Origin of the sequence: Aeromicrobium sp. (assembly GCF_049587115.1) — a bacterium.
In the GTDB taxonomy this organism is placed as follows: domain Bacteria; phylum Actinomycetota; class Actinomycetes; order Propionibacteriales; family Nocardioidaceae; genus Aeromicrobium.
Genome location: NZ_JBAVDI010000121.1, coordinates 1 through 21,774 on the forward strand (window position 1 = coordinate 1; position 21,774 = coordinate 21,774).

Sequence of the window (21,774 nt, forward strand, 5' to 3'; positions counted from 1 at the left end):
TGCGAATCCACTCCCGCATCCGTGGCACCGAGCCGCTGAGCGGAACCACCTACGATCCGAACGATCCCGCCGGCCAGCTCTGGATCCACCTGACGCAGTGGCACTCGGTCCTGTACGTCTACGAAAGGTTCGGTCCCGGCCGTCTCAGCTTCGAGGAGGAGGAGCAGTACTGGGCCGAGTGCCGGACCGCAGCCACGTTCCAGACGATCGATCCCGACTCCGTGCCGCGCAACCGGGCCGAGATGCGCGCGTACTACGCCCGCGTTCGCCCTGACCTGGCTGCCAGCACCGCCGCGATCGAGCACGTGCGGATCATCCTCGAGACCGCCAACCCCTTCGTCACCGCGGCACCGGGCCGCCTGCGCTTCCTCCGACCGATCCTCAGGCCCCTTGCCCGCCGGGCGACGATCGCAACCCTGCCCGCTTGGATGCGCTCCCAGGTGGGGATCCGGCAGAGTCGCCTCACTGACGCGGTCGTCACCGCCTTGATCCGTCCGATGTTCCGCATGATCGCGCGCCGCCCGCGGGTGATGGCCGACCTGCTGCGGGCCGTGTCACCCCTGGCGCACCCTGTGATCGCTCCGGTGATTCTCGGCATCGCGCCGGAGCTGCCCGAGACCGTGCCGGTCGCCGAGGCGTGGCGACGAGCCGCACGGCCGACACCTCGCGAGCAGCATCTTGCCAGTCGGGACGATGTCGTCGCAGCGTCCTGATCGGGGGTGGTCAGCGATTCGCCGGATCGCGTCTGGGCCGGTCCCCCAGCCGGCGCTCCACGAACGCGGCGAGCCGAGGCTCCTCTGCCAGACGGACCACCAGGTCACGCTCGGTCGTCAGGGCGCGAAACACCAGGCCGACAGTCAGATCGTGATCTCGCCGCTCCACGATTTCGATGGTGTCCCCGGCTTGGACGTCGCCTGGCTCGACGACTCGGAGATATGGACCCGGCCGGCCCAGCTGCATGAACCGCTTGATCCACCGTGGCTCATCCATGAATCCCTGGAAGACCGAGCAGGGGATGCGCACCCCCGCAATCTCGAGCAGGGTCTCGCCGATCCTCCACCGGTCGCCGGCTCGCGCCTCGTTGAGGTCGATGCCCTGCGTCGTCAGATTCTCGCCGAACCGCCCGGCTGGAAGCGTGCGGCCCGTGGCGTCCTCCCAGATGGCCAAGTCCTCACGCGCATACGCATAGACCGCCTGGTCGGGTCCTCCGTGGTGCTGCAGATCCGCGATCTCGTCCGGACCGACTCCGTACCGATGAACGCGAACCGGCCCCTCGACCGGGCGCTTGTCGATCGCAGAGCGGCGGAGATGACCCCATGGCACATCAACGGTCCGTCCGACGTTGACCGACTCGACGTGCGCCATCCCGCGACCCTATCGGCGCAGCCTCGACACCGAGGTCAGCATGCAGGTGAGATCCGGGCGCAGCCAATGTGTCGGTGGGGCCGCTACGTGTCGACGTCGCCGGTGGACAGCGCTGCGATGAAGGCCTCCTGAGGGACCTCGACGCGTCCGACCATCTTCATCCGCTTCTTGCCCTCCTTCTGCTTCTCCAGCAGCTTGCGCTTGCGGGAGATGTCGCCGCCGTAGCACTTCGCGAGCACGTCCTTGCGGATCGCCCGGATGTTCTCGCGGGCGATGACCCGGGCGCCGATCGCGGCCTGGATCGGGACCTCGAACTGCTGGCGCGGAATGAGCTCCTTGAGCTTGGAGGCAAGCGAGACACCGTACGCGTACGCGTTGTCGCGATGCACGATCGCGCTGAACGCGTCGACCACCTCGCCCTGCAGCAGCACATCGACCTTGACCAGGTCGGACGCCTGCTCCCCGGTGGGCTCGTAGTCCAGCGAGGCGTAGCCCTTCGTGCGGCTCTTGAGCGCGTCGAAGAAGTCGAACATGATCTCGCCCATCGGAAGCGTGTACTTGATCTCCACGCGATCCTCTGACAGGTAGTCCATGCCGATGAGCTGGCCACGGCGGGCCTGGCACAGCTCCATGATCGCTCCGATGTAGTCCGTCGGGCTCAGCACGGTCGCACGCACGACCGGCTCGTAGACCTTGTCGATCTTGCCCTCGGGGTACTCGTTCGGATTGGTGACGACGTGCTCGGTGCCATCCTCCATCTCGACGCGGTAGACCACGTTGGGAGCGGTCGAGATGAGCTCGAGGTTGAATTCGCGCTCGAGCCGTTCGCGCACGATCTCCAGGTGCAGCAGGCCGAGGAAGCCGATGCGGAAGCCGAACCCGAGGGCGCCGGACGACTCAGGCTCGTAGACCAGCGCTGCATCGTTGAGCTGCAGCTTCTCCAACGCGTCGCGCAGCGTCGGGTAGTCATCGCCGTCCATCGGGTACAGCCCCGCGAAGACCATCGGGACCGGGTTCTTGTAGCCACCCAGCGCCTCGGTCGCGCCACGGATGTTGGACGTCACGGTGTCGCCGACACGAGACTGGCGGACCTCCTTGACGCCGGTGATCAGGTAGCCGACCTCGCCCACCCCCAGGTGCCTGGCCTTGACGGGATCGGGCGAGATCACACCGACCTCGAGCATCTCGTGGACGGCACCGGTCGACATCATCTTGATCTTGTCGCGGTGCGACAGCTTGCCGTCGAAAACCCGGACGTAGGTCACGACGCCGCGGTAGGTGTCATAGACCGAGTCGAAGATCAGCGCTCGCGGCGGGGCATCGGGATCACCCTGCGGCGGAGGGATCTCGTCGACGATCAGGTTGAGCAATTCCTCGACACCCTGACCGGTCTTGGCCGAGACCCGCAGGACATCATCGGGATCGCCGCCGATGATGCCGGCGATCTCGGCGGCGTACTTCTCCGGTTGCGCGCCCGGCAGGTCGATTTTGTTGAGCACCGGGATGATGTCCAGGTCTGCATCGATTGCCAGGTAGAGATTCGCAAGCGTCTGCGCCTCGATCCCCTGCGCGGCGTCGACCAGCAGAACTGCGCCTTCGCACGCTTCGAGGCTCCGACTGACCTCGTAGGTGAAGTCGACGTGGCCGGGGGTGTCGATCATGTTGAGGACGTAGGTCGTTCCCGCGTCCTCGCCGCTGGACTTCGTGAACGGCATCCGCACGGCCTGGCTCTTGATCGTGATGCCGCGCTCACGCTCGATGTCCATGCGATCGAGGTATTGCGCACGCATGTCACGCCCATCCACGACGCCGGTGTGCTGCAGCATGCGGTCGGCCAACGTCGACTTGCCGTGATCGATGTGCGCGATGATGCAGAAGTTGCGCAGGATCCTCGGGTCGGTGGCACCTGGCTGGGGTACTGGGCTGCTGCTCATGATGCCCCATTGTCCCATCATCCGGGCCGTGGTCGTGCCACCGCCCCAACGCATCGATTTGAGGCTCAGGCTCGCTCACTGGTAGAGTTGGTGGTCGCGTGCCGCGGCACGTCCCATCACTTTTCGCAACACTCATCACATTCGAGAGAAACAGGTTTGCCCCGTGGCGAATATCAAGTCGCAGATCAAGCGCAACCGGCAGAACGAGCTGGCTCGCGAGCGCAACAGGTCCGTGCGCTCGGCCCTCAAGACCGCCGTCCGCCGCTTCACAGAGGCTGCTGACGCCGGCAACGCCGACGAGGCCAAGAAGCTCGCCAACGAGGCCACCCGCAAGCTGGACAAGGCCGCATCACGCAAGGTCATCCACAAGAACCAGGCCGCCAACCGCAAGTCGGCCATCGCCAAGAAGGCCGCGTCGCTCTGACGTACGCCATGGACTGAGCGCCCTTCGGGGCGCTTTTTTCATGCCCCGACGCGCCTGGACTGCCAGCGCTCAATCGCGGCGGCGCGCTGCAGCAACCTGCAGCACCATGCGCTCGATCGCGAACCCGGGATCGGCGGCGCCGCCCTTGACGTCCAGATCAGCCTGCGCGACCGCCTCGATCGCGCGCGCCAGCCCGTCCTGCTCCCAGAAGCGCAGCTGCTGCCGCATCGAACGAATCTTGAACGGCGGGGCACCGATGTGGGCCGCCACCTCGTTGTCGCGCATGCCCTGCGGTACGCCGGAAAGCTTGGCCAGGGATCGCAACCCGCTGGCAAACGCCGCCGTGATCAGCACCGGCGCGACCTTTGCCGTCTCGGCCCAGCGGGCCTGCTCAAGCGCGACGTTGATCCGACCGCCGATCGCCGCGTCGGCGATCTCGTAGCCCCGGACATCGGCCCGGCCACCGAAGTACTGGCGGACCAGGGACGCCGAGATCTCGGCACCCCGCTCGAGGTTGGCGACCAGCTGGTCAGCTGCTCCGGCGAGCGCACGGAGGTCCTGACCGACCGAGGCGACCAGGAGCGTGGCCGCCTCCTCATCGATGCGTGCGCCCAGATCACGGATCTCGGTGTAGACCCAGCGCGCGTGGTCACGTTCATACTTCGGCTGCTCGAGCTTGACCTCGCTGACGCTTCCGACCTTGCGCAGCTTGTCGAGCAGCCCCTTGCCCTTGTTGCCACCGCCGTGCACCAGCACCACAGCGATGTCGGGCGATGGTTCGGCGGCATAGGCCAGGAGCTCGCCCTGGGCCGCCTCGGGAAGGTCCTGCAAGTCGGTCAGCACCAGGGCACTGACATCGCTGAACAGCGATGGGCTGGTGAGCCCGGCCAGCTCCCCCGGCTGGAGTCCCGAGGCGCTGGACTCGGCGATCTGGCACTCCGGGTGCTCACCGGTGACGGCCTTGAGGGCCTGACGACGCGTGCGGTCGGCGAGGAACTCGGCATTGCCGGTGATGAGCAGGATCTTGCCGAATGCCGTGGCCACGGGACCAGCCTAGTGCCGACTGACGACACGGGTTCGCCCCTCGCGCTGGACGATCGCGATGTCACCGCCGGTGTCGGTGCGCCACCACCGGATGCCCTCACGGCGCAACATCGAGAGAGCGGCTGCCGCAGGATGGCCATAGTCGTTGCCCTCTCCTGCGCTGATCGTGCCGATTCTCGCGCCGACCGCCTCGAAGAACGCCGTGGACTGCCGCGCACTGCCGTGGTGCGGGATCTTGACCACGTCGGCGGTGACATCGGACCGCCGACGCAGGATCGCTTCCTGCGCCTTCGGCTCGATGTCGCCGGTCAGCAGCAGGCGGACACCGCGGACCCGGACTGCCAGCACGACGCTCTCGTCGTTGACCGCGGAGCCGCCTGCGCGAGCAACCCGGGCGGCAGAGCCGGCAGTGGTCGGCTGGGGCCAGAGCACCCGTGCCGTGACAGCACCGACACGAAACGACTCCCCCGGCACCACGACGTGCCGCGGGATGTTTTCGCTGCGCGGTCCGCCGGTCGTCCCCACCGCGATCTGGTCGACGCGACGGCCGTCCTGCACTCCGGGCCAGCCGTCGACGTGATCGGCGTGGGCGTGCGTGAAGACCATCAGACGCACCTGGCGAACGTGCAGACGGTCCAGGCACCGGTCGATGACAGCCGGCTCGGGCCCCGCGTCGATCACGATCGCCGTGTTGTCGCCGGTGTCCAGCACCGTGGCGTCACCCTGACCGACGTCGCACGCGACCATCAACCACCCTGCGGGCGGCCAGCCGACACTGGGTGGACGCCACACGGCGACGAGCAGGCCGAGCGAGAGTCCGACGAACCACACCGGGCGGGACGCGACCACAACCGACACCAGCGCGGCCACCGGCACCAGGACCAGCAGCCACGCCCAGGGCGCATGCCATGACACCGTGGCGGCCTCGAGGTCGGCAGCCTGGTGACCCACCGTCAGGATCCAGCTCGCGCAGGCGCCCGCGACCAGGCCTGGAGCCTGGCTCAGCGGCCCCGAGAGCAGTGCGAAGCAACCACCCAGCAGCCCTGCGATGGTGGCCGGGGCGACCGCCGGTGCAGCGAACAGGTTGGCCACGACCGCGACGAGCGAGATCTGGCCGGAGATCGCAGCGATGACCGGGGTGCACACCAGCTGGGCGGCGATCGGGACCGAGACCGCCAGTGCACACCAACGCGGCATCCATCGGACGAGCCGACCCGCGAGCACCGGCGCCAGCACGAGGATGCCACCGGTCGCCGTCACCGAGAGGGTGAAACCGACCGACCGGGCGAGCCACGGGTCCACGAAGACCAATCCGATGATCGCCCACGCCAGCGCGCGGACACCCCCGCGGGTTCCGAATCCCAGCGCAGCGACGCCCACTGCGCCCATGGCCGCCGCCCGCACGACGCTGGGATCGGGTCGGGCCAGCAGCACGAAGGCCACGATCGACAGCGCACCGAGCACCCACAGACCGCGACGTCGGATCCCGGCGGCCCGCCCAAGGACCATCACCACTGCCAGCACGATCGTCAGATTGGTGCCCGAGACCGCCATCAGATGGGTCAGCCCGCTGTGTCGGAAGTCCTCCTCGACGACGTCACTGATCCCGCCGACATCACCATCGACGAGCGCCGGGACGAGCGCCCGCGGCTCGTCCCCCATGAATGCGACAGATCGCCGCACGCCAGCACGCACCCGCTCGGACGCCTCCCACCACCACGGCGCCCGGTCGATCGGTCCGATGCGGTCGACGTCGATGACCGCCGCTTCGTCAGACGACGAGGAAGGAGCCAGGCGACCGGTCACGACGAGCCGACGGCCCACGACGAGCTCGCGTCCGGTGCCCTCGACGAATGCGGTCGCGCGATCGCGGACGCGGACATCGACATCACGACTGACGGCCCGGCGAACCACGACCTCGACGACGGCCGACGACTTGCCGTGGTGGATGAACGTCCGGGCATCGCGGCGGATCTGCAGGTCCAGCGTCACGCGGCTGCGTTCGTCGGCCAGCCGGGTCAATGGCGAGTGCTCGACTGTCACGAGTCGCCACGCGCAGGAGGTCGCGACGGCGGCGAGGCACACCGCGATGAGGGTCAACGGCAAGGCAGCAGGAGGCCGCCACTGAAGCAGAATCCCTGCAGCCGCAACCCCTCCCAGGCCGATACCGAGCGCCGGGCCCGAGCTCGACGTGACGAGCCATGCCGCAGCTGCCCAGGCGACGACGGCCGGAGGGACCATCCGCAGGTCGTGCCTCACACCGAGACGCGGTCGTGCAGCTCGGCAAGTGTCGCGTCACCGATGCCCTTGACGTCCAACAGGTCCTCGACCGACCCGAACCGGCCGTTGTCCTTCCTCCACGCGAGGATCGCCTGCGCGGTGACCGGTCCGACTCCCGGCAGGGTCTCGAGCTGATCGGCCGTCGCGGTGTTGAGGTTGATCGTGGCGACGTGTCCCCCGCCTGCTGCTCCCGGGACGGCGACCGGCTCGATGCCGACGAGGATCTGTTCACCGTCGCCCAGCACCCGCGCCATGTTGAGGGCGTCGGTGTCGACCCGACCCTTCAGACCACCCGCGGCCTCGATCGCCTGGTACACCCGTGACCCGGTCGGCACCGTCACGATGCCGGGCTTGCGGACCTTCCCGACGACGTCGATGATCAGCTGGCCACTCGCCGGCCCGGAGGTGGGCGGACTGCTCGCTGCGGTGGACTTCTCCATCGACAGCGGGGCGACCGGCGCGCTCGTCTCCGGTCGCCCGGACAGCAGCCACCACATCAGGAGCACGGAAGCCGCGACGGCAAACGTGGCAAGGACCCGGACGTGGGGCAGCTCAACCCGTGCGCGTGCTCGCGCCGGCTCCGAATCGTCAGCCGGCGGAAGCTCGGCGTCGAATGACGCCATGAGCTGCGCTAGGCGGCGACGAGCGATCTCCGCACGGGTCTCGTCGGGCTGGTGGGGGCGCCTGGATCTCACCTGTCGAACCTAGGCAGGACATCCCGCCGTCGCGGAACGCGGCAGCGGGGGGTGTGGACCGCTTCACCGACGTCGACCGCGGTGGAAAAGCCGCGGCCGGAGTGTCAGCAGTGCGGGGTGACCGTCACCGAGATCATGCCCGGGCCCACGTGGGCGCCGATCGAGGCGCCGACCTCGTCGACCCCGATCGTCGGCAGACCAAGAGCAGCAGCGAGCCGCTCGGCGACCGCCGCGGCGACGGTCGGGCTGGAGAGATGCTGCACCCCGATGTCGAAGCCGTCGGTGCAGGCCTGGGCCCGGTTGACCGCGAGCGCCTCCAACCGGGCCAGGGCCTTGGTCTGGGTGCGCACGCGCTCGAGCGGTACGACCAGTCCAGCGCTGATCGTGAGGATCGGTTTGACCGCCAGCGCCGAGCCGACCAGAGCGGCGGCGGTGCCGACCCGGCCGCCGCGCTTGAGATACTCCAAGGTGTCGACGTACAACAACACGGTCGAGGAGTTCCCCGCCCGCCGGGCTGCATCGGCGGCAGCGGCAGCGTCCCCGCCGGCGGCGCTAGCCCGCGCAGCCCGGCCGGCTGCGAAGCCTGTTGCCACCCCGACCTGACCCGAGTCGATGCAGGTCACCGGCACCGACGCCTGCTTGGACGCCAGGATCGCCGAATCCAGGGTGCCCGACATCTTGGAGCTCAGGTGGACCGACACGATCGCCTCGGCACCCCCGGCCGCCAGCCGCTCGTAGGCCGCCAGGAAGTCGTCCGGAGTGGGCCGCGAGGTGCTGACCGGGATGATCGCAGCCATTGCGTCCGAGATCATGTCCGCCGTGACGTCGACACCCTCGGTGTAGACGTCTGCGCCGATGACGACCTTCAGGGGCACCACCGTGATGCCTTCGCGCTCGGCATCCTGAGGATCCAACGACGACGTCGAGTCCGTGACGATGGCTACGGTCATGGAGGAAGACTATCCGGAGCGCTGACCCGATCGCGCCGACCCGGCCACGACCGAGCGGCCCGTCACACCACGATGCTGACGAGCTTCGGCGCCCGGACGATGACCTTGCGCACTTCGCGACCGTCGATCGACCGGACGACATTGGGCTCGGCGAGAGCCAGTGCGGTGAGCTCGTCCTCGGAGATGTCCGGGCTGACCTCGATCTTGCCGCGCACCTTGCCCAGAACCTGCACGACACAGGTCACCGAGGCTGCCGCGAGATGGGCCGGATCGGCCACCGGGAACGGTTCGTGGGTCAACGAGTCCCGATGCCCGAGTCGGGACCAGAGCTCCTCGGCGAGATGTGGGGCCAGCGGCGCCAGCATCAGCACGAGCGGCTCGACCGCGGAGCGTCCCCGGGCGCCGACCTTGGTCAGGTGGTTCGTCAGCTCGATGAGCTTGGCGACGGCCGTGTTGAACCGCATGTTCTCCATGTCGCCACGGACACCATCGATCGTGACGTTGAGGACGTGCAGCGTCGCAGCGTCGAGCTCGACATCATCGACCAGCAGCTCACCGGTGTCCTCGTCGACCAGCAGTCGCCAGACCCGCTGCAGGAAGCGTTGTGCCCCCACCACCGCGCGGGTCTCCCACGGCCGTGACACGTCCAGCGGGCCCATCGACATCTCGTAGACGCGGAACGTGTCGGCACCGTAGGCGTCGTACATGTCGTCCGGAGTCACGACATTCTTGAGGCTCTTGCCCATCTTCCCGTACTCCCGGGTGACCTGCTTGCCCTCGAACCAGAAGGCGTCGTCGCGCTCCTCGATCTCGTCGGCCGGGACGTAGACATCGCGGTCGTCCTTGAACGCGAATGCCTGGATGTAGCCCTGGTTGAACAGCTTGCGGAACGGCTCCTCGCTGGACACGTGACCCAGATCGAACAGCACCTTGTGCCAGAAGCGCGCATACAGCAGGTGCAGCACGGCATGCTCGACCCCACCCACGTACAGGTCGACCCCGCCCACATCAGCCGGGTCTCGCGGACCGAGCCAGTAGCGCTCGTTCTCCGGATCAACCAGTCGTTCGGAGTTGTGCGGGTCGGCGTAGCGGAGCTCGTACCACGAGGAGCCGGCCCAGTTGGGCATCGTGTTGGTCTCCCGGCGGTACCTCTTGGGCCCGTCACCGAGGTCCAGCACGACATTGACCCACTCCGGCACCCGAGCCAGTGGCGGCTCGGGCTCGCTGTTCGCGTCGTCGGGTTCGTAGGTCCTGGGCGAGTAGTCCGGCACCTCGGGCAGCTCGACCGGCAGCATCGAGTCCGGCAGCGCGTGCGGCTGGTCGAGGTCGTCGTACACGATCGGGAACGGCTCGCCCCAGTAGCGCTGACGACTGAACAGCCAGTCCCGCAGCCGGTAGGTCGTGGTGCCCTCTCCGGCTCCGTGCTCCTGCAACCAGGTGATGATCGCGGCCTTGGCGTCAGCGACTCCCAGGCCGTTGAGATCGACATCGTCGTTGGCGGAGTTGATCGCCGGACCGTCACCGCTGTAGGCGCCCTCGTGCCCCTCGGGCTGCTCGACCGTGCGGACGATCGGGAGGCCGTACGACTCGGCGAACTCGAAGTCGCGCTGGTCGCCGGACGGCACCGCCATGATCGCGCCGGTCCCGTAGCCGGTCAGCACGTAGTCCGCGATGAACACCGGAATCTGTTCACCGTTGGCGGGGTTGATCGCGAAGGAGCCGGTGAAGACGCCGGTCTTGTCCTTGTCCGGGCCGTCGGTGCCGGTCTGCCGCTCCAGATCGGTCTTGGCCGCGGCCATCGCCCGGTAGGCCGTGACAGCCTCCGCAGGAGTCTCGGCACCGTTGGTCCACTGCCGAGGGGTGCCCTCGGGCCAGGACTCGGTCGTGAGCTGATCGACCAGGGCATGCTCAGGCGCCAGCACGGCGTACGTTGCGCCGAACAAGGTGTCGGGACGCGTGGTGAAGACGTCGATTGGAGCTGCGACGCCTTCAACCGGGAACCTGACCCGCGCACCGTGGGATCGACCGATCCAGTTGCGTTGCATGTTCTTGACCGACTCGGGCCAGTCAACCCGCTCGAGGTCGTCGATCAGCCGGTCCGAGTACGCCGTGATGCGCATCTTCCACTGCCGCAGGTTGCGCGGGAAGACCGGGAAGTTTCCCCGCTCGCTGCGGCCGTCCGCCGTGACCTCCTCGTTGGCCAGCACCGTCCCGAGCCCCGGACACCAGTTGACTGGCGACTCGTCGACATACGCCAGCCTGACCGAGTCGATCAGGATCCTGCGTTCGATCGGGCCCAGCTCGGCCCACGCGGCGCCGTCGGGTGCCAGGCGGGCTCCCGACCGATACTCCGCCACCAACTCACTGATCGGGCGTGCGCGACCCTGGTCCTCGTCGTACCAGGCATCGAAGATCTGGGTGAAGATCCACTGGGTCCACCGCACGAACTCCGGATCGATCGTCGCGAAGCTGCGCCGGCGGTCGTGCGCCAGTCCGAGACGGCGGAGCTGCCTGCGCATGTTGGCGATGTTGGACTCGGTGTTGGTACGGGGGTGCTCGCCGGTCTGGACAGCGTGGATCTCGGCCGGCAGGCCGAAGGCGTCATATCCCAGGGCGTGCAGGACGTTGTCTCCGCGCATCCGGTGGTAGCGGCCGACGACATCGGTCGCGATGTATCCCAACGGGTGGCCGACGTGCAGTCCGGCGCCCGACGGGTAGGGAAACATGTCCATGATGAAGAATTTGTCGCCCGTGACATCGCCCGCCAGGTCGCCAGCAGGGTTGGACGCCTCAAAAGACCCCTCGGCATCCCAGCGATCCTGCCAGCGCTGCTCGATGTCACCCGCGAGCGCGCTGGTGTAGCGGTAGGGCGCAGGGGTGGGGTCAGGCGTGTTCACCGCCCGAATGTTACCGGTGACCAGTCAGCACGTGCACCATACGCCCGTCCGGGGTGACCCGATGAAAACGCGCCTCTGCAGGAACACACCCCTTCGGCACGCTCAGGAACCCGATTTGTCCTCGGCCTCTTGGACGTCGTCCGGCACGACCAGCGGCTTCAGCCGAGCCCAGGCGCCGAACGAGATCCCCACGGCGAGCATCCCGAGCCCCGCCCACAGGTTGATGTTGAGACCGTCGCCCTTGTCGAGCTCCGCCGTGGTCGCGTTGAACACGCCCAGCAGGGTGAGGATCACTCCGTAGATCCCGATCAGCCCACCGATCATGAACCGGATGTCGAACAGACCCACCGTCTTCTTGTCGTCTTCGGAAGCCATGTCCGTCTCCTATCGGAAGAGCAGGTTGAGGATGATGACGATCACCAGGACGATGCCGGCAAGCTTGGGCGGCGACTGCCACCACGGCAGGTGCACCTCGTCCGGATCGACCAGCGACTCCTTCGGGGTCAGGGAGTAGACCAGCCCCTCGAGATCCTTCTCGTCGCGCGACTTGGTCATCCAGGTCACCACGATGCTGACCGCGATGTCGACGACGAACGCCGCCCCGGCGGCTGCGAAGCTCGCGCCCTGACCCTTGAGGGCCAGCACGCCGAGGCTTGCCGAGCCGAACGCGTCCTCGCTGAGGAAGGCCACCGTGACGGCCGCGGCGGTGCCCGAGACGAGACCGATCCAGCCGGCCTTGGCGGTCATCCGCTTCCAGAACATACCGAGGATGAACGTCGCGAACAGCGGCGCGTTGAAGAAGCCGAACAACGTCTGCAGGTAGTTCATCAGGTTGGAGTAGTTGGACGCGATGCCCGCCGTTCCGATCGCGATGACGGTCGCCGCGACCGTGGCCACCCGGCCGACCTGGGTGTAGTAGCCGTCCTCCCGCTCCTTGACCACGTACTGCTGCCACAGGTCATAGGAGAACACCGTGTTGAATGCCGAGATGTTGGCCGCCATGCCGGCCATGAACGAGGCGAGCAGACCCGCGATCGCGACGCCGAGCATGCCGTTGGGCAGCAGGTCCCGCATCAGCAGCAGGATCGCGTCGTTGTACTTGACGTCGCCCGCGCCGTTCCCGCTCTTCAGATCGACCATCTCGGGCACGATGATCGCGGCGATGATACCGGGGATGATCACGATGAACGGGATGAACATCTTGGGAAAGGCGCCGATGATGGGCGCACGCTTGGCCGCCGAGATCGAATCGGACGCCATCGCCCGCTGCACCTCGACGAAGTTGGTCGTCCAGTAGCCGAACGACAGCACGAAGCCGAGTCCGAACACGATTCCGATGACCGACAGCACAGGATTGTCGATCCCGGTCAGCTCGGTGCCCGGCCACGAAGACAGCTGGGCCTGGTCCGGCTTGACCCGGTCCTGGATGCCGCTCCAGCCGCCCACCTTGTGCAGCGCGATGATCGTGAGGGGCAGGAGCGCGGCGACGATGACGAAGAACTGCAGCACCTCGTTGTAGATCGCCGCCGACAGCCCGCCGAGCGCGGTGTACGACAGGACGATCGCGGCCGCGGCGACCAGCGAGACCCAGATCGGCCAGCCGAGCAGCCGGTTGACGATGGTGGCGAGCAGGTAGAGGTTGATGCCGGCGATCAGCAGCTGGGCCACGGCGAAGCTGATTGCGTTGACCAGGTGGGCCCCGGTGCCGAACCGGCGCCGCATGAACTCCGGCACGCTCCGCACACCGGAGCCGTAGTAGAACGGCATCATCACGATGCCGAGGAACAACATGGCCGGTACCGCACCGATCCAGAAGTAGTGGACGGTGGCGATGCCGAACTGCGCACCGTTGGCAGACATGCCCATGATCTCGACCGCGCCGAGGTTGGCCGAGATGAACGCCAGTCCGGTGACCCAGGCTGGCAACGATCGTCCGGACAGGAAGAAGTCGAGGCTGGTGGAGATCTGGCGCCGGGCGAGCACACCGATCCCCAGGACCACGACGAAGTAGATCGCGATGATCGAGTAGTCGAAGAAGTCGGCGTCGAGCCGGAAGGTGTTGTTGGCGGTGTGGATCACGGAATCAGCCCCATTCCCGGTGGAAACCGCCTTCGCGCGACTTCCTGAGCGCACCCTACCGCCGGCGCCAGACTGCCGCATGCGATGAGTCGGCCCATGCCTCGCGAACCGTGGCCGCGCTCTCGGCGTCGTGACGACCGGACCTTCCCGGCTGTCACGGAAGAGCGCAGAAGGCCTCCACCTTGCGGGTGGGACCCGACACGATCAGCTCGTCGCTCTGGGAGATCACCGTCTCCGGTCGGGCGTAGGTGAAATCCGTACCGCGGGTCTTGACCCCGACGATCGTCACGCCGTAGCGCGACCGGAGCGCCGACTGCTCGAGCGACTTGGCACAGGCGACCTGCGGCGTGCGGGTGCGGGCGATCGCGAAGCCGTCGTCGAATTCGATGAAGTCGGTCATCGTCCCGGTGACCAGGTGGGCGACGCGCTTGCCCATGTCCGACTCGGGACGGACGACGTGGGTGGCGCCGACTCGTTCGAGGATGGCGGCGTGCTTGCCGCTGATGGCCTTGGCCCAGATCTCGTTGACGCCGAGGTCCGAGAGGCCGAGCACCGTGAGGACGCTTGCCTCGATGTCCGTGCCGATGCCGACGACGGCGCGCCGGAACTGCTCCGCGCCGATCTGGCGCAGCGCTTCGGTGTCGGTCGTGTCCGCGGCCACCACGTGAGTGAAGTCCCCCGCGAACTTCTGCACGACGTCGGCGCGCTCGTCAACGGCCAGGACGTCGTGTCCGAGCCGGACCAACGACTTCGCGACCGACGAGCCGAAGCGCCCCAGTCCGATGACCAGGACGGGGGCTGTGGGTGAATCGTCGCCTTTAGCCAATGATCGGTTGCTCCTCGGGAAGGTGGTACCTGGGGACGCGTCGTCGGAGGACGAACGCGGACGCAGCCGTAATCGTGCCCACTCTGCCGAGGAACATCAAGCCGATCAGCATGGTTTGGGCCTTTGCAGGCAGGTTCGGGGTCACTCCTGTGCTCAGGCCGACCGTGCCGAACGCCGAAGTGCACTCGAACAGCGCGTCCTCGAAGGTGACGTCCGTCATCAGCATGAGGCTCAGAGTCGTGGTCGACACCAGCATCACCGCAAGCAGGGCGATCGTCAGTGCCGAGCGGATCACGGCCGAGCTGATCGAGCGGGCGCCGATCGACACGTCGGGGTCTCCGCGCAGCTCGGCGAGGATCACGTAGGCCAGCAGGAGGAACGTGGTGATCTTGATGCCGCCGGCGGTGCTCGCGCTGCCGCCTCCGATGAACATCATCACCACACCGATGTTGAGAGTCTCCGGCGTGACCGATCCCCAGTCGAAGCTGTTCAGACCACCGGACCGCGGCATGATCCCGCCCTCGATGCCGCTGACGATCTTTGCGCCGACCGACATTCCTCCCAAGGTGTCGGGATTGCCCCACTCCAGGGCCAGGAAGGCCAGGGCACCGACGACGAGCAGCAGCACCGAGCCCCACATGGTCAGCCGGGTGTGGATCGTCCACCGGGATGGGGTCCGCCACTCCTGGAACAGCTCGGCCATCACCGGGAACCCGATCGCGCCGATGAACACGGCGATCGAGATCGGGAGGATGATCAGCCCGTCTCCCGCGTATCGACCGATGCTGTCGCTGTTCAGCGAGAAGCCTGCGTTGTTGAACGCCATGACCGCGTCGAACACCCCGTGCCACAGGGCCGTCGGAAGATCGTCGAAGTAGCGCTCCCGGTAGCGCAGGGTCAGGAACAGCGCAGTGACGGACTGGAAGAAGATCATCGTGACCGCAACTCGGCGAAACAGCGGACGTACCTCGCCCAGGCTCACCACATGCATCTCGGCCTGCGCGACCATTCTGGTGCGTAGGCCCAGCCGACCTCCGATGAACAGCCCGAGCACCGTCGCGAGCGCGATGATCCCGAGCCCACCCAGCTCAACCAGCACAAGGATGATGCCCTGACCGGCCGGTGACCAGTACGTCGCGGTGTCGACCGTCGTGAGGCCCGTGACCGTGACGGCCGATGCCGAGCTGAACAGAGCCGGCATGAACTCGAATGATCCGGATCCGCTGCGTGCGAACGGCAACAGCAGCGCCGCTGCGCCGACCAGTATCAGCGCGAGGAACGTGAGGGGAAGCAGACGCACGGGATGCGCGATCGACGCAGGGATCTGCGGCCTCAGGAGGCGGGGCACGCCACGACGTTACCTCAGGGCGACAGCCAACCGTCCGTGATAATTTCCTGCACATGGTCTTGCCCGTACGAGCTGCTCAGGCCGCCTTCTCCCGATTGGGCCGGACCGAGGAGCTCCGGGGCTTCGTGCTCGCAGTCGGATCCCTGTTCATCGCGCTGATCTGTGCCGTCGCCGGCCTCGAGATCGGCGCCCTGGTCTTTCTCCTGGTGTCGGTGTGCGGTGAGCTCGTGTTCGAGCGCCGCGCCTCCAGCGCTTCGGTGCTGCTGGACCAGGCTTCACTGGGCGCGCCGATGCGTTTCGCCCTGCGTGCCGTCATCGGACTGGTCGCAGGCAGCAGGATCGACAGCATCGGCGCCTGGCGCGTCTTCACGGCCGTGGTCATCCTGTACGCGCTGGCGCTGTGCGGCCGTGCCCTGCACCGGGAGTACCGACGAGTCGGCCCACTCAAGCCGATGGAGACCCGCAACATCCCCGGCGGCCCGAGCATCCAGGACGCGCCGCCGCGCCGGGTCGGCGAGCTCGTGGTCACACAGCTGCTCGTCCTGGCACCCGCCCTGCTCGGGGCACCATGGTTCGTCGTCGGACTACTGGGCATCATCTCGATTGCGGTGCTGGCCGTTGTCACCGCGCTTGACGCCCGGGCATCCTGGGCCATGCGTCAAGCCAAACGAGCCACTGGATTCACCGGGCCGCTGCGTCAGGTGCAGGAGTTTTTGGACGAGTACCAACCAGAGGTCATCGTCCACCTCAGTGGACCAGCCACCGCGTCCTACCAAATCAACACCTGGTTGGAGAGCCTCGAGGCACTGGACCGCCGGGTCTTCATCGTGCTGCGCGACCACCAGCTGGCCCGCAAGATGTCGTCGACGTCGATACCGATGCTCGAGCTGCGTGACCCTGGCGAGCTCCTCATGCTGGACTTCTCGTCTGCGCGGATTGCGCTCTACCCCTCGAACACCGGCAACAACATCCACCTGTTGCGCCTCCCGACGGTGATGAGCGCGTTCATCGGCCACGGAGACAGCGACAAGAGCGCGTCCAACAATCCTTTCTCTCGCGCCTACGACGAGCTCTGGGTTGCTGGGGAGGCCGGCGCCGACCGCTACCGGCGCTCACGGCTCGGGGTGCACGAGGAGCAGTACCGCTTCGTCGGGCGACCGCAGGTGCACGGGATCTCCCGCGGGCCACTGCTGGGCGAGGTGCCCGTCCCGACCGTCCTCTATGCGCCGACCTGGGAGGGCGTCAACCTCGGCCAGGAGTACTCCTCGGTCTCGGCGGTCGGTGTCACGATCATCAAGAAGCTGCTCGCCGCCGATCCGCCGGTCCGGGTCGTGTTCAAGGCGCATCCCTTCACAGGCCAGCGCGACGCCAAGTACCGAGCCGTCATGGTGCACATTGCGGGCCTGCTGGACGGTGCGGCCGCGAGCACGGGGATCGACCACCGGGTCGTCAAGGACGGCTCGATCAACGAGTGGTTCAACCACGCCAGCGCCTTGATCACCGACGTCTCGAGCGTTGTCAGCGACTTCCTGGCCAGCGAGAAACCGTATGCGGTGTTCAATCACACCAGCTCCGACGACGCGACGTTCCGCGCGGAGTACCCGTCGACCGGGGCTGGCATCACGATCGGGCGGGACGGCCGAGGCATCTCGGACTTCATCAACGTCGTGACGCTGCAGGCTCCCGACCTGCGCGCGCCGGCCCGCGCCGAGCTGGCAACCTATCTGCTCGGTCCTCAGGAGCAGCGAACCCTGGAGTCCTTCCGAGCCGCGATCAACGCCTTCATCGAACGCTCGGAGTCGGACCGCGCCGACTACCGTGGCACGTCATACGCGATCGAGCCCAGTGACGTCGAGGCCGAGGCCCTCTAGGCCCCCGGCGATCCAGCTGGTCGACCTCCAGCGCATCCAGCTGCTCCAGCCGTCGGCCCCTGGCCCGTCGGGGGGAAGCTCGTCGCGCATCCGTCTGAGTGCCGACCACAGCACGGTAGGGTGGATCGGGTGAAAACGGCTCCCGGAAAGATCGCCATCGCGATCGTGACGTTCAATCGATCGACGTTCCTCAAAGAGCTGCTGACCAGCGCCGCAGCGATGGACACACCGCCGTTCAGGATCGTCGTGGTCGACAATGCCAGCACCGACGACACTCAAGCCGTCATCGAGGAGTCGATGAAGAGCTTCGAACCCGGTGTGCTGATAAACCACCGGCTCGACACCAACACCGGCGGCTCAGGTGGATTCAGTGAAGGCACCAAGGTTGCCCTCGAGCTCGGCGCCGACTGGGTGTGGCTGATGGACGACGACGTCGAGATCCTTCCCGACGCGTTGGAGCAGTTCGCTCCGTGGATGGAGCGGTTCGAGGTCATCCACGGCCGGCGCTACGACTTCGATGGCACGCCCTTCTACTGGCAGGCGAAGTTCAACGGCTTCCTCGGGGTCCCGCTGCCCTACAGCGGCAAGCAGTTCGGTCGCGAGGGCTACGCCGTGACCAACTCCGGCACCTTCGAAGGCATGCTCATCAGTGCCGACGTGGTCCGCAAGATCGGACTCCCCGACCCCCGCTTCTTCATCTCGTGGGACGACGCGGCGTATGCCTGGCTCGCGGCCCAGCACACCCAGGTCGTCTACGTCGACGCGTTCGTGCTGAAGCGCAAGCGCGAGCAGAAGCAGGTCAACCTCGGCATCCGACACCTCAACGACGGCAGCCCGCTCTTCCGCTTCCACGTGATCCGCAACCGCGCATACGTCGGCAAGTACTTCGCCGAGTACGGCAAGCTCAATCGGATCGGCTTCGGGCTCGGCACGGCCCTGACACTCGCCAAGGAAATCTTCCGGCTCGTGGTCGTCCAACACACGCTCAAGGGCCTCGGCGACCTGGCCCGCGGGTTCCGCGCGAACCGTGCGCTGTGGCGCGACAAGACGTGGCGTCCCATGGATCCGGCCGATGTACCGGCACGATTGACCCATGAACGCTGATCTCCTGGTCGTCGGCTCGGGATTCTTCGGGCTCACGATCGCGGACCGCTGCGCACGGGAGCTGGGGCTCCGCGTGCAGGTCATCGACCGGCGGCCCCACATCGGTGGCAACGCCTACAGCGAGATAGAGCCCGAGACCGGGATCGAGGTGCATCGCTACGGTGCGCACCTGTTCCACACCTCCAACCAGAGGGTGTGGGAGTACGCCAACCGGTTCACCGAGTTCACCGGCTACCAGCACCGCGTCTACACGACGTATCGCGACGAGGTCTTCCCGATGCCGATCAACCTCGGCACGATCAACCAGTACCAACGCGCCGCCTACTCCCCCGACCAGGCCCGAGCCTGGGTGGTCGAGCAGGCGTCAATGCTGACCGGCGATCCGGCCAACTTCGAGGAAAAAGCCATCTCGCTGATCGGCCAGCCCCTCTACGAGGCCTTCATCAAGGGCTACACCGCCAAGCAGTGGCAGACCGATCCGCGTGAGCTGAGCGCCGAGATCATCTCCCGGCTCCCGGTTCGCTACACGTACGACAACCGCTATTTCTCCGACACCTACGAGGGCCTGCCGATCGACGGCTACACCGCGTGGCTGGAGCGGATGGCCGATCACCCCAACATTACGGTGACGTTGGAGGCGGACTTCTTCGACGACAAGCAGCCGTTCAACAAGGCCTCGACCGTGGGACAGGTGCCGATCGTCTACACCGGCCCGGTCGACCGCTACTTCGACTTCGCCCACGGTGACCTGTCGTGGCGGACCCTCGACTTCGAGACCGAGGTCCTGCCGATCGGCGACTTCCAGGGCACGCCGGTCATGAACTACGCCGACACCGACATCGACCACACCCGGATCCACGAGTTCCGGCACTTTCATCCCGAGCGCGACTATCCCGCCGACAAGACCGTCATCATGCGTGAGTACAGCCGGGCCGCCGAGTCGACCGACGAGCCGTACTACCCGATCAACACCTCACAGGACCGCGAGCGTCTGCTCGCCTACCGCGAGCTGGCCAAGGGCGAGACCGACGTGCTCTTCGGCGGTCGACTCGGGACGTACAAGTACCTCGACATGCACATGGCGATCGGTTCGGCGCTCAGCATGTACGACAACAAGCTTGCGCCGCACTTCACCGCTGGCGCCGCGATCGACGACCATGGCCTCTGAGCCCAGGGTCGGGCTGGTCCGTCGCCTGCAGTTGTGGGCGATCGGCCGGTTGCGACGCTCGCGGTTCCTGCCGGTCGGTCTGCCCGACAAGCTGACCGATGAGTCCCGACTCGACAGCGCGTTCTCGCAGCAGGTCCTGGTGTACTTCCCGACCGCGCAGGACAGTCTCTACCAGATCCGGCCGTGGTATCACGCGCTGAAGACGCTCGACTCGACGCACCCGGTGGTCTGCGTGTTCAAGGACTCCCGGACCGCCGCGATCGTGCGCCGGGAGACCGGGCTGGACTGCGTCACGCTCGCCCGGTACGGCCAGCTCGACGGAATCCTCGCGTTGTCGGACGTCAAGCTCGCGCTCTACATCAACCACGATCCGATCAACTTCGAGTGCCTGCGCTTCACCTCGCTGGTGCACGTGTACCTGGGCCACGGCGACAGCGACAAGGGCGTCTCGGTCTCCAACCAGGTCAAGGCGTACGACTGGTGCTTCCTGGCCGGACGGGCCGCGCTCGAGCGTACCGGGGCGTCGGTCATGCTCTACGACGCCGATGCCCGCAGCATCCTGATCGGTCAGCCGCAGCTCGACGGGGCCGTTCACCTCGAAGGTGTGCCGTCACACGACGGGCGCCGGACCGTGCTGTACGCCCCGACGTGGGAGGCTTCGCAGCCGTCGGTGTCGTACGGCTCGCTGGAGACGCACGGCGCGGCTCTCGTTCGCGCCCTCACAGGCTCCTACCGTGTCATCTATCGGCCGCACCCCCTGAACGGTGTCATCCGGCCGTCGTACGCCGCTGCCGACGCCGCCGTCCGCGATCTGGCCGACCGGGTGGACATCGACGTGCCGCTCGAGCGCTCATGTGCCGACGCAGACCTGCTCGTCACCGACATCTCTGCGGTGTCTCTGACCTGGTTGCCGACCGGCAAGCCGCTGCTGGTCACTCGGCCGCAGGTCGCCTACCCGCCGAGCCGGCTCATGACCACCGTCCCGCTGCTGGACCGCGACGCGGACTTCGCGGCGATCGTCGGCGAGCAGCTCAGCGACGACCCGACGCGCCATGCCCGAGCTGACCTCGTCGAGCACTATCTCGGTGATCCCACACCCGGAGCGGCCACGACGCGCTTCGTGCAGGCCTGCACCGACGTCATCGCGATCCGGGACGCGCACTGGGCGAACAAGCAGGCCAGCGGCGCGACCGGACCCTGATCGCGATGAGCACGGATCCGCACAGTCCGCGTCGACTGGGGCGTTGGACCCCCCGATTTCCCCGCGACACTGCACCCAGGCCCACCCCGACGCCTCTGGGAGTCGTTCTCCTCGGCGCACTGATCATCATGGTCGGAGTCAGGCTCCTCTACCTGCACGTGCCCGCCGGTCGGGACGAGGCCGGATATCTGATCGTCGGCACGCACTGGGACGACAGCACCTCGCTGTACGGCCCGTACTGGGTCGACCGGCCACCCCTGCTGATCTGGATCATGCAGCTCGTCGGCGACCTCAGGACGCTCCGGATCATCGGCCTGCTCTCGGGGGTCGCGATGGTGCTCGGCGTGGCTCGGGCAGCGTCACTGGCAGGCGGGGCGCGTGCTGCAGGGTGGGCGGCGGGGGCCGCAGCCCTGTTTGCCTCGGCGGGCTGGCTGGGAATCGCCCGCACGAACGGCGAGATGCTGGCCGCACCCTGTGTCGCGTGGGGTCTGGCCTTGACGGTGCAGGCGATCGTGCGACCCGGGCGACGCGGCTGGCTGCTCGCGCTGGGTGCCGGAGTCCTGGCCGCAGGGGCCGCCCTGATCAAGC

General features: G+C 67.2%; 17 protein-coding genes and 1 pseudogene. 7 read left to right on the plus strand and 11 right to left on the minus strand.

Going from position 1 to position 21,774, the window contains the following annotated elements; all coding sequences use genetic code 11:
* Window positions 1-713, plus strand: a 713-nt coding sequence (locus WB461_RS11095; protein WP_423852794.1) for an oxygenase MpaB family protein, incomplete at its 5' end; no start/stop codon positions are given.
* Between the two features lie 10 nt (window positions 714-723).
* On the opposite strand, the gene WB461_RS11100 is transcribed toward WB461_RS11095, so the two are convergent.
* Window positions 724-1,365: an MOSC domain-containing protein gene (locus WB461_RS11100; RefSeq protein WP_423852795.1), complete on the minus strand. Its 642-nt coding sequence runs from the start codon at window positions 1,363-1,365 to the stop codon at window positions 724-726.
* An 83-nt stretch (window positions 1,366-1,448) separates the two neighbouring features.
* Window positions 1,449-3,299, minus strand: coding sequence for a translation elongation factor 4 (gene lepA, locus WB461_RS11105; protein WP_423852796.1), 1,851 nt, complete (start codon window positions 3,297-3,299; stop codon window positions 1,449-1,451).
* 163 nt (window positions 3,300-3,462) lie between these two features.
* Here lepA and rpsT point away from each other — a divergent pair, with 163 nt between their 5' ends.
* Window positions 3,463-3,723, plus strand: a complete 261-nt coding sequence (gene rpsT, locus WB461_RS11110) for a 30S ribosomal protein S20 (protein WP_423852797.1) — start codon at window positions 3,463-3,465, stop codon at window positions 3,721-3,723.
* Window positions 3,724-3,792: 69 nt separating this feature from the next.
* On the opposite strand, the gene holA is transcribed toward rpsT, so the two are convergent.
* The 9 genes from holA to WB461_RS11155 form a co-directional block, all read right to left on the minus strand.
* Window positions 3,793-4,767 (minus strand): DNA polymerase III subunit delta, encoded by a 975-nt coding sequence (gene holA / locus WB461_RS11115; protein WP_423852798.1) that lies wholly within the window; start codon window positions 4,765-4,767, stop codon window positions 3,793-3,795.
* Window positions 4,768-4,776: 9 nt separating this feature from the next.
* Window positions 4,777-7,026: a ComEC/Rec2 family competence protein gene (locus tag WB461_RS11120; RefSeq protein ID WP_423852799.1), complete on the minus strand. Its 2,250-nt coding sequence runs from the start codon at window positions 7,024-7,026 to the stop codon at window positions 4,777-4,779.
* Entirely contained in the window at window positions 7,023-7,742 is a 720-nt protein-coding gene (locus WB461_RS11125) for a helix-hairpin-helix domain-containing protein (protein WP_423852800.1), read from the minus strand. The genes WB461_RS11120 and WB461_RS11125 overlap by 4 nt, the downstream gene beginning before the upstream one ends.
* Window positions 7,743-7,846: 104 nt before the next feature.
* Window positions 7,847-8,692 (minus strand): DegV family protein, encoded by an 846-nt coding sequence (locus tag WB461_RS11130; protein WP_423852801.1) that lies wholly within the window; start codon window positions 8,690-8,692, stop codon window positions 7,847-7,849.
* A gap of 62 nt (window positions 8,693-8,754) precedes the next feature.
* On the minus strand, window positions 8,755-11,589 hold the full coding sequence (gene leuS, locus WB461_RS11135) for a leucine--tRNA ligase (RefSeq protein WP_423852802.1): 2,835 nt from the start codon (window positions 11,587-11,589) through the stop codon (window positions 8,755-8,757).
* Between the two features lie 102 nt (window positions 11,590-11,691).
* Complete coding sequence (locus tag WB461_RS11140; protein ID WP_423852803.1) at window positions 11,692-11,964, minus strand: hypothetical protein; 273 nt, start codon at window positions 11,962-11,964, stop codon at window positions 11,692-11,694.
* Between the two features lie 9 nt (window positions 11,965-11,973).
* Entirely contained in the window at window positions 11,974-13,668 is a 1,695-nt protein-coding gene (locus tag WB461_RS11145; protein WP_423852804.1) for a sodium:solute symporter family protein, read from the minus strand.
* 154 nt (window positions 13,669-13,822) lie between these two features.
* Window positions 13,823-14,494: a potassium channel family protein gene (locus tag WB461_RS11150; protein ID WP_423852805.1), complete on the minus strand. Its 672-nt coding sequence runs from the start codon at window positions 14,492-14,494 to the stop codon at window positions 13,823-13,825.
* Window positions 14,487-15,842: a TrkH family potassium uptake protein gene (locus WB461_RS11155; RefSeq protein WP_423852806.1), complete on the minus strand. Its 1,356-nt coding sequence runs from the start codon at window positions 15,840-15,842 to the stop codon at window positions 14,487-14,489. Before WB461_RS11155 ends, WB461_RS11150 begins: the two co-directional genes overlap by 8 nt.
* Window positions 15,843-15,895: 53 nt before the next feature.
* Between WB461_RS11155 and WB461_RS11160 the strand changes: the two genes are divergently transcribed.
* The 5 genes and pseudogenes from WB461_RS11160 to WB461_RS11180 all read left to right on the plus strand — a co-directional run.
* Entirely contained in the window at window positions 15,896-17,713 is a 1,818-nt protein-coding gene (locus tag WB461_RS11160; RefSeq protein WP_423852807.1) for a CDP-glycerol glycerophosphotransferase family protein, read from the plus strand.
* Between the two features lie 129 nt (window positions 17,714-17,842).
* Window positions 17,843-18,817, plus strand: a complete 975-nt coding sequence (locus WB461_RS11165) for a glycosyltransferase (protein WP_423852808.1) — start codon at window positions 17,843-17,845, stop codon at window positions 18,815-18,817.
* Window positions 18,807-19,985, plus strand: a complete 1,179-nt coding sequence (gene glf / locus WB461_RS11170; protein ID WP_423852809.1) for a UDP-galactopyranose mutase — start codon at window positions 18,807-18,809, stop codon at window positions 19,983-19,985. The genes WB461_RS11165 and glf overlap by 11 nt, the downstream gene beginning before the upstream one ends.
* A complete protein-coding gene (locus WB461_RS11175; protein WP_423852810.1) occupies window positions 19,975-21,186 on the plus strand; it encodes a CDP-glycerol glycerophosphotransferase family protein in 1,212 nt (403 codons plus the stop codon). The genes glf and WB461_RS11175 overlap by 11 nt, the downstream gene beginning before the upstream one ends.
* Before the next feature lie 5 nt (window positions 21,187-21,191).
* Window positions 21,192-21,774: pseudogene (locus WB461_RS11180) on the plus strand (hypothetical protein); the annotation flags it as partial.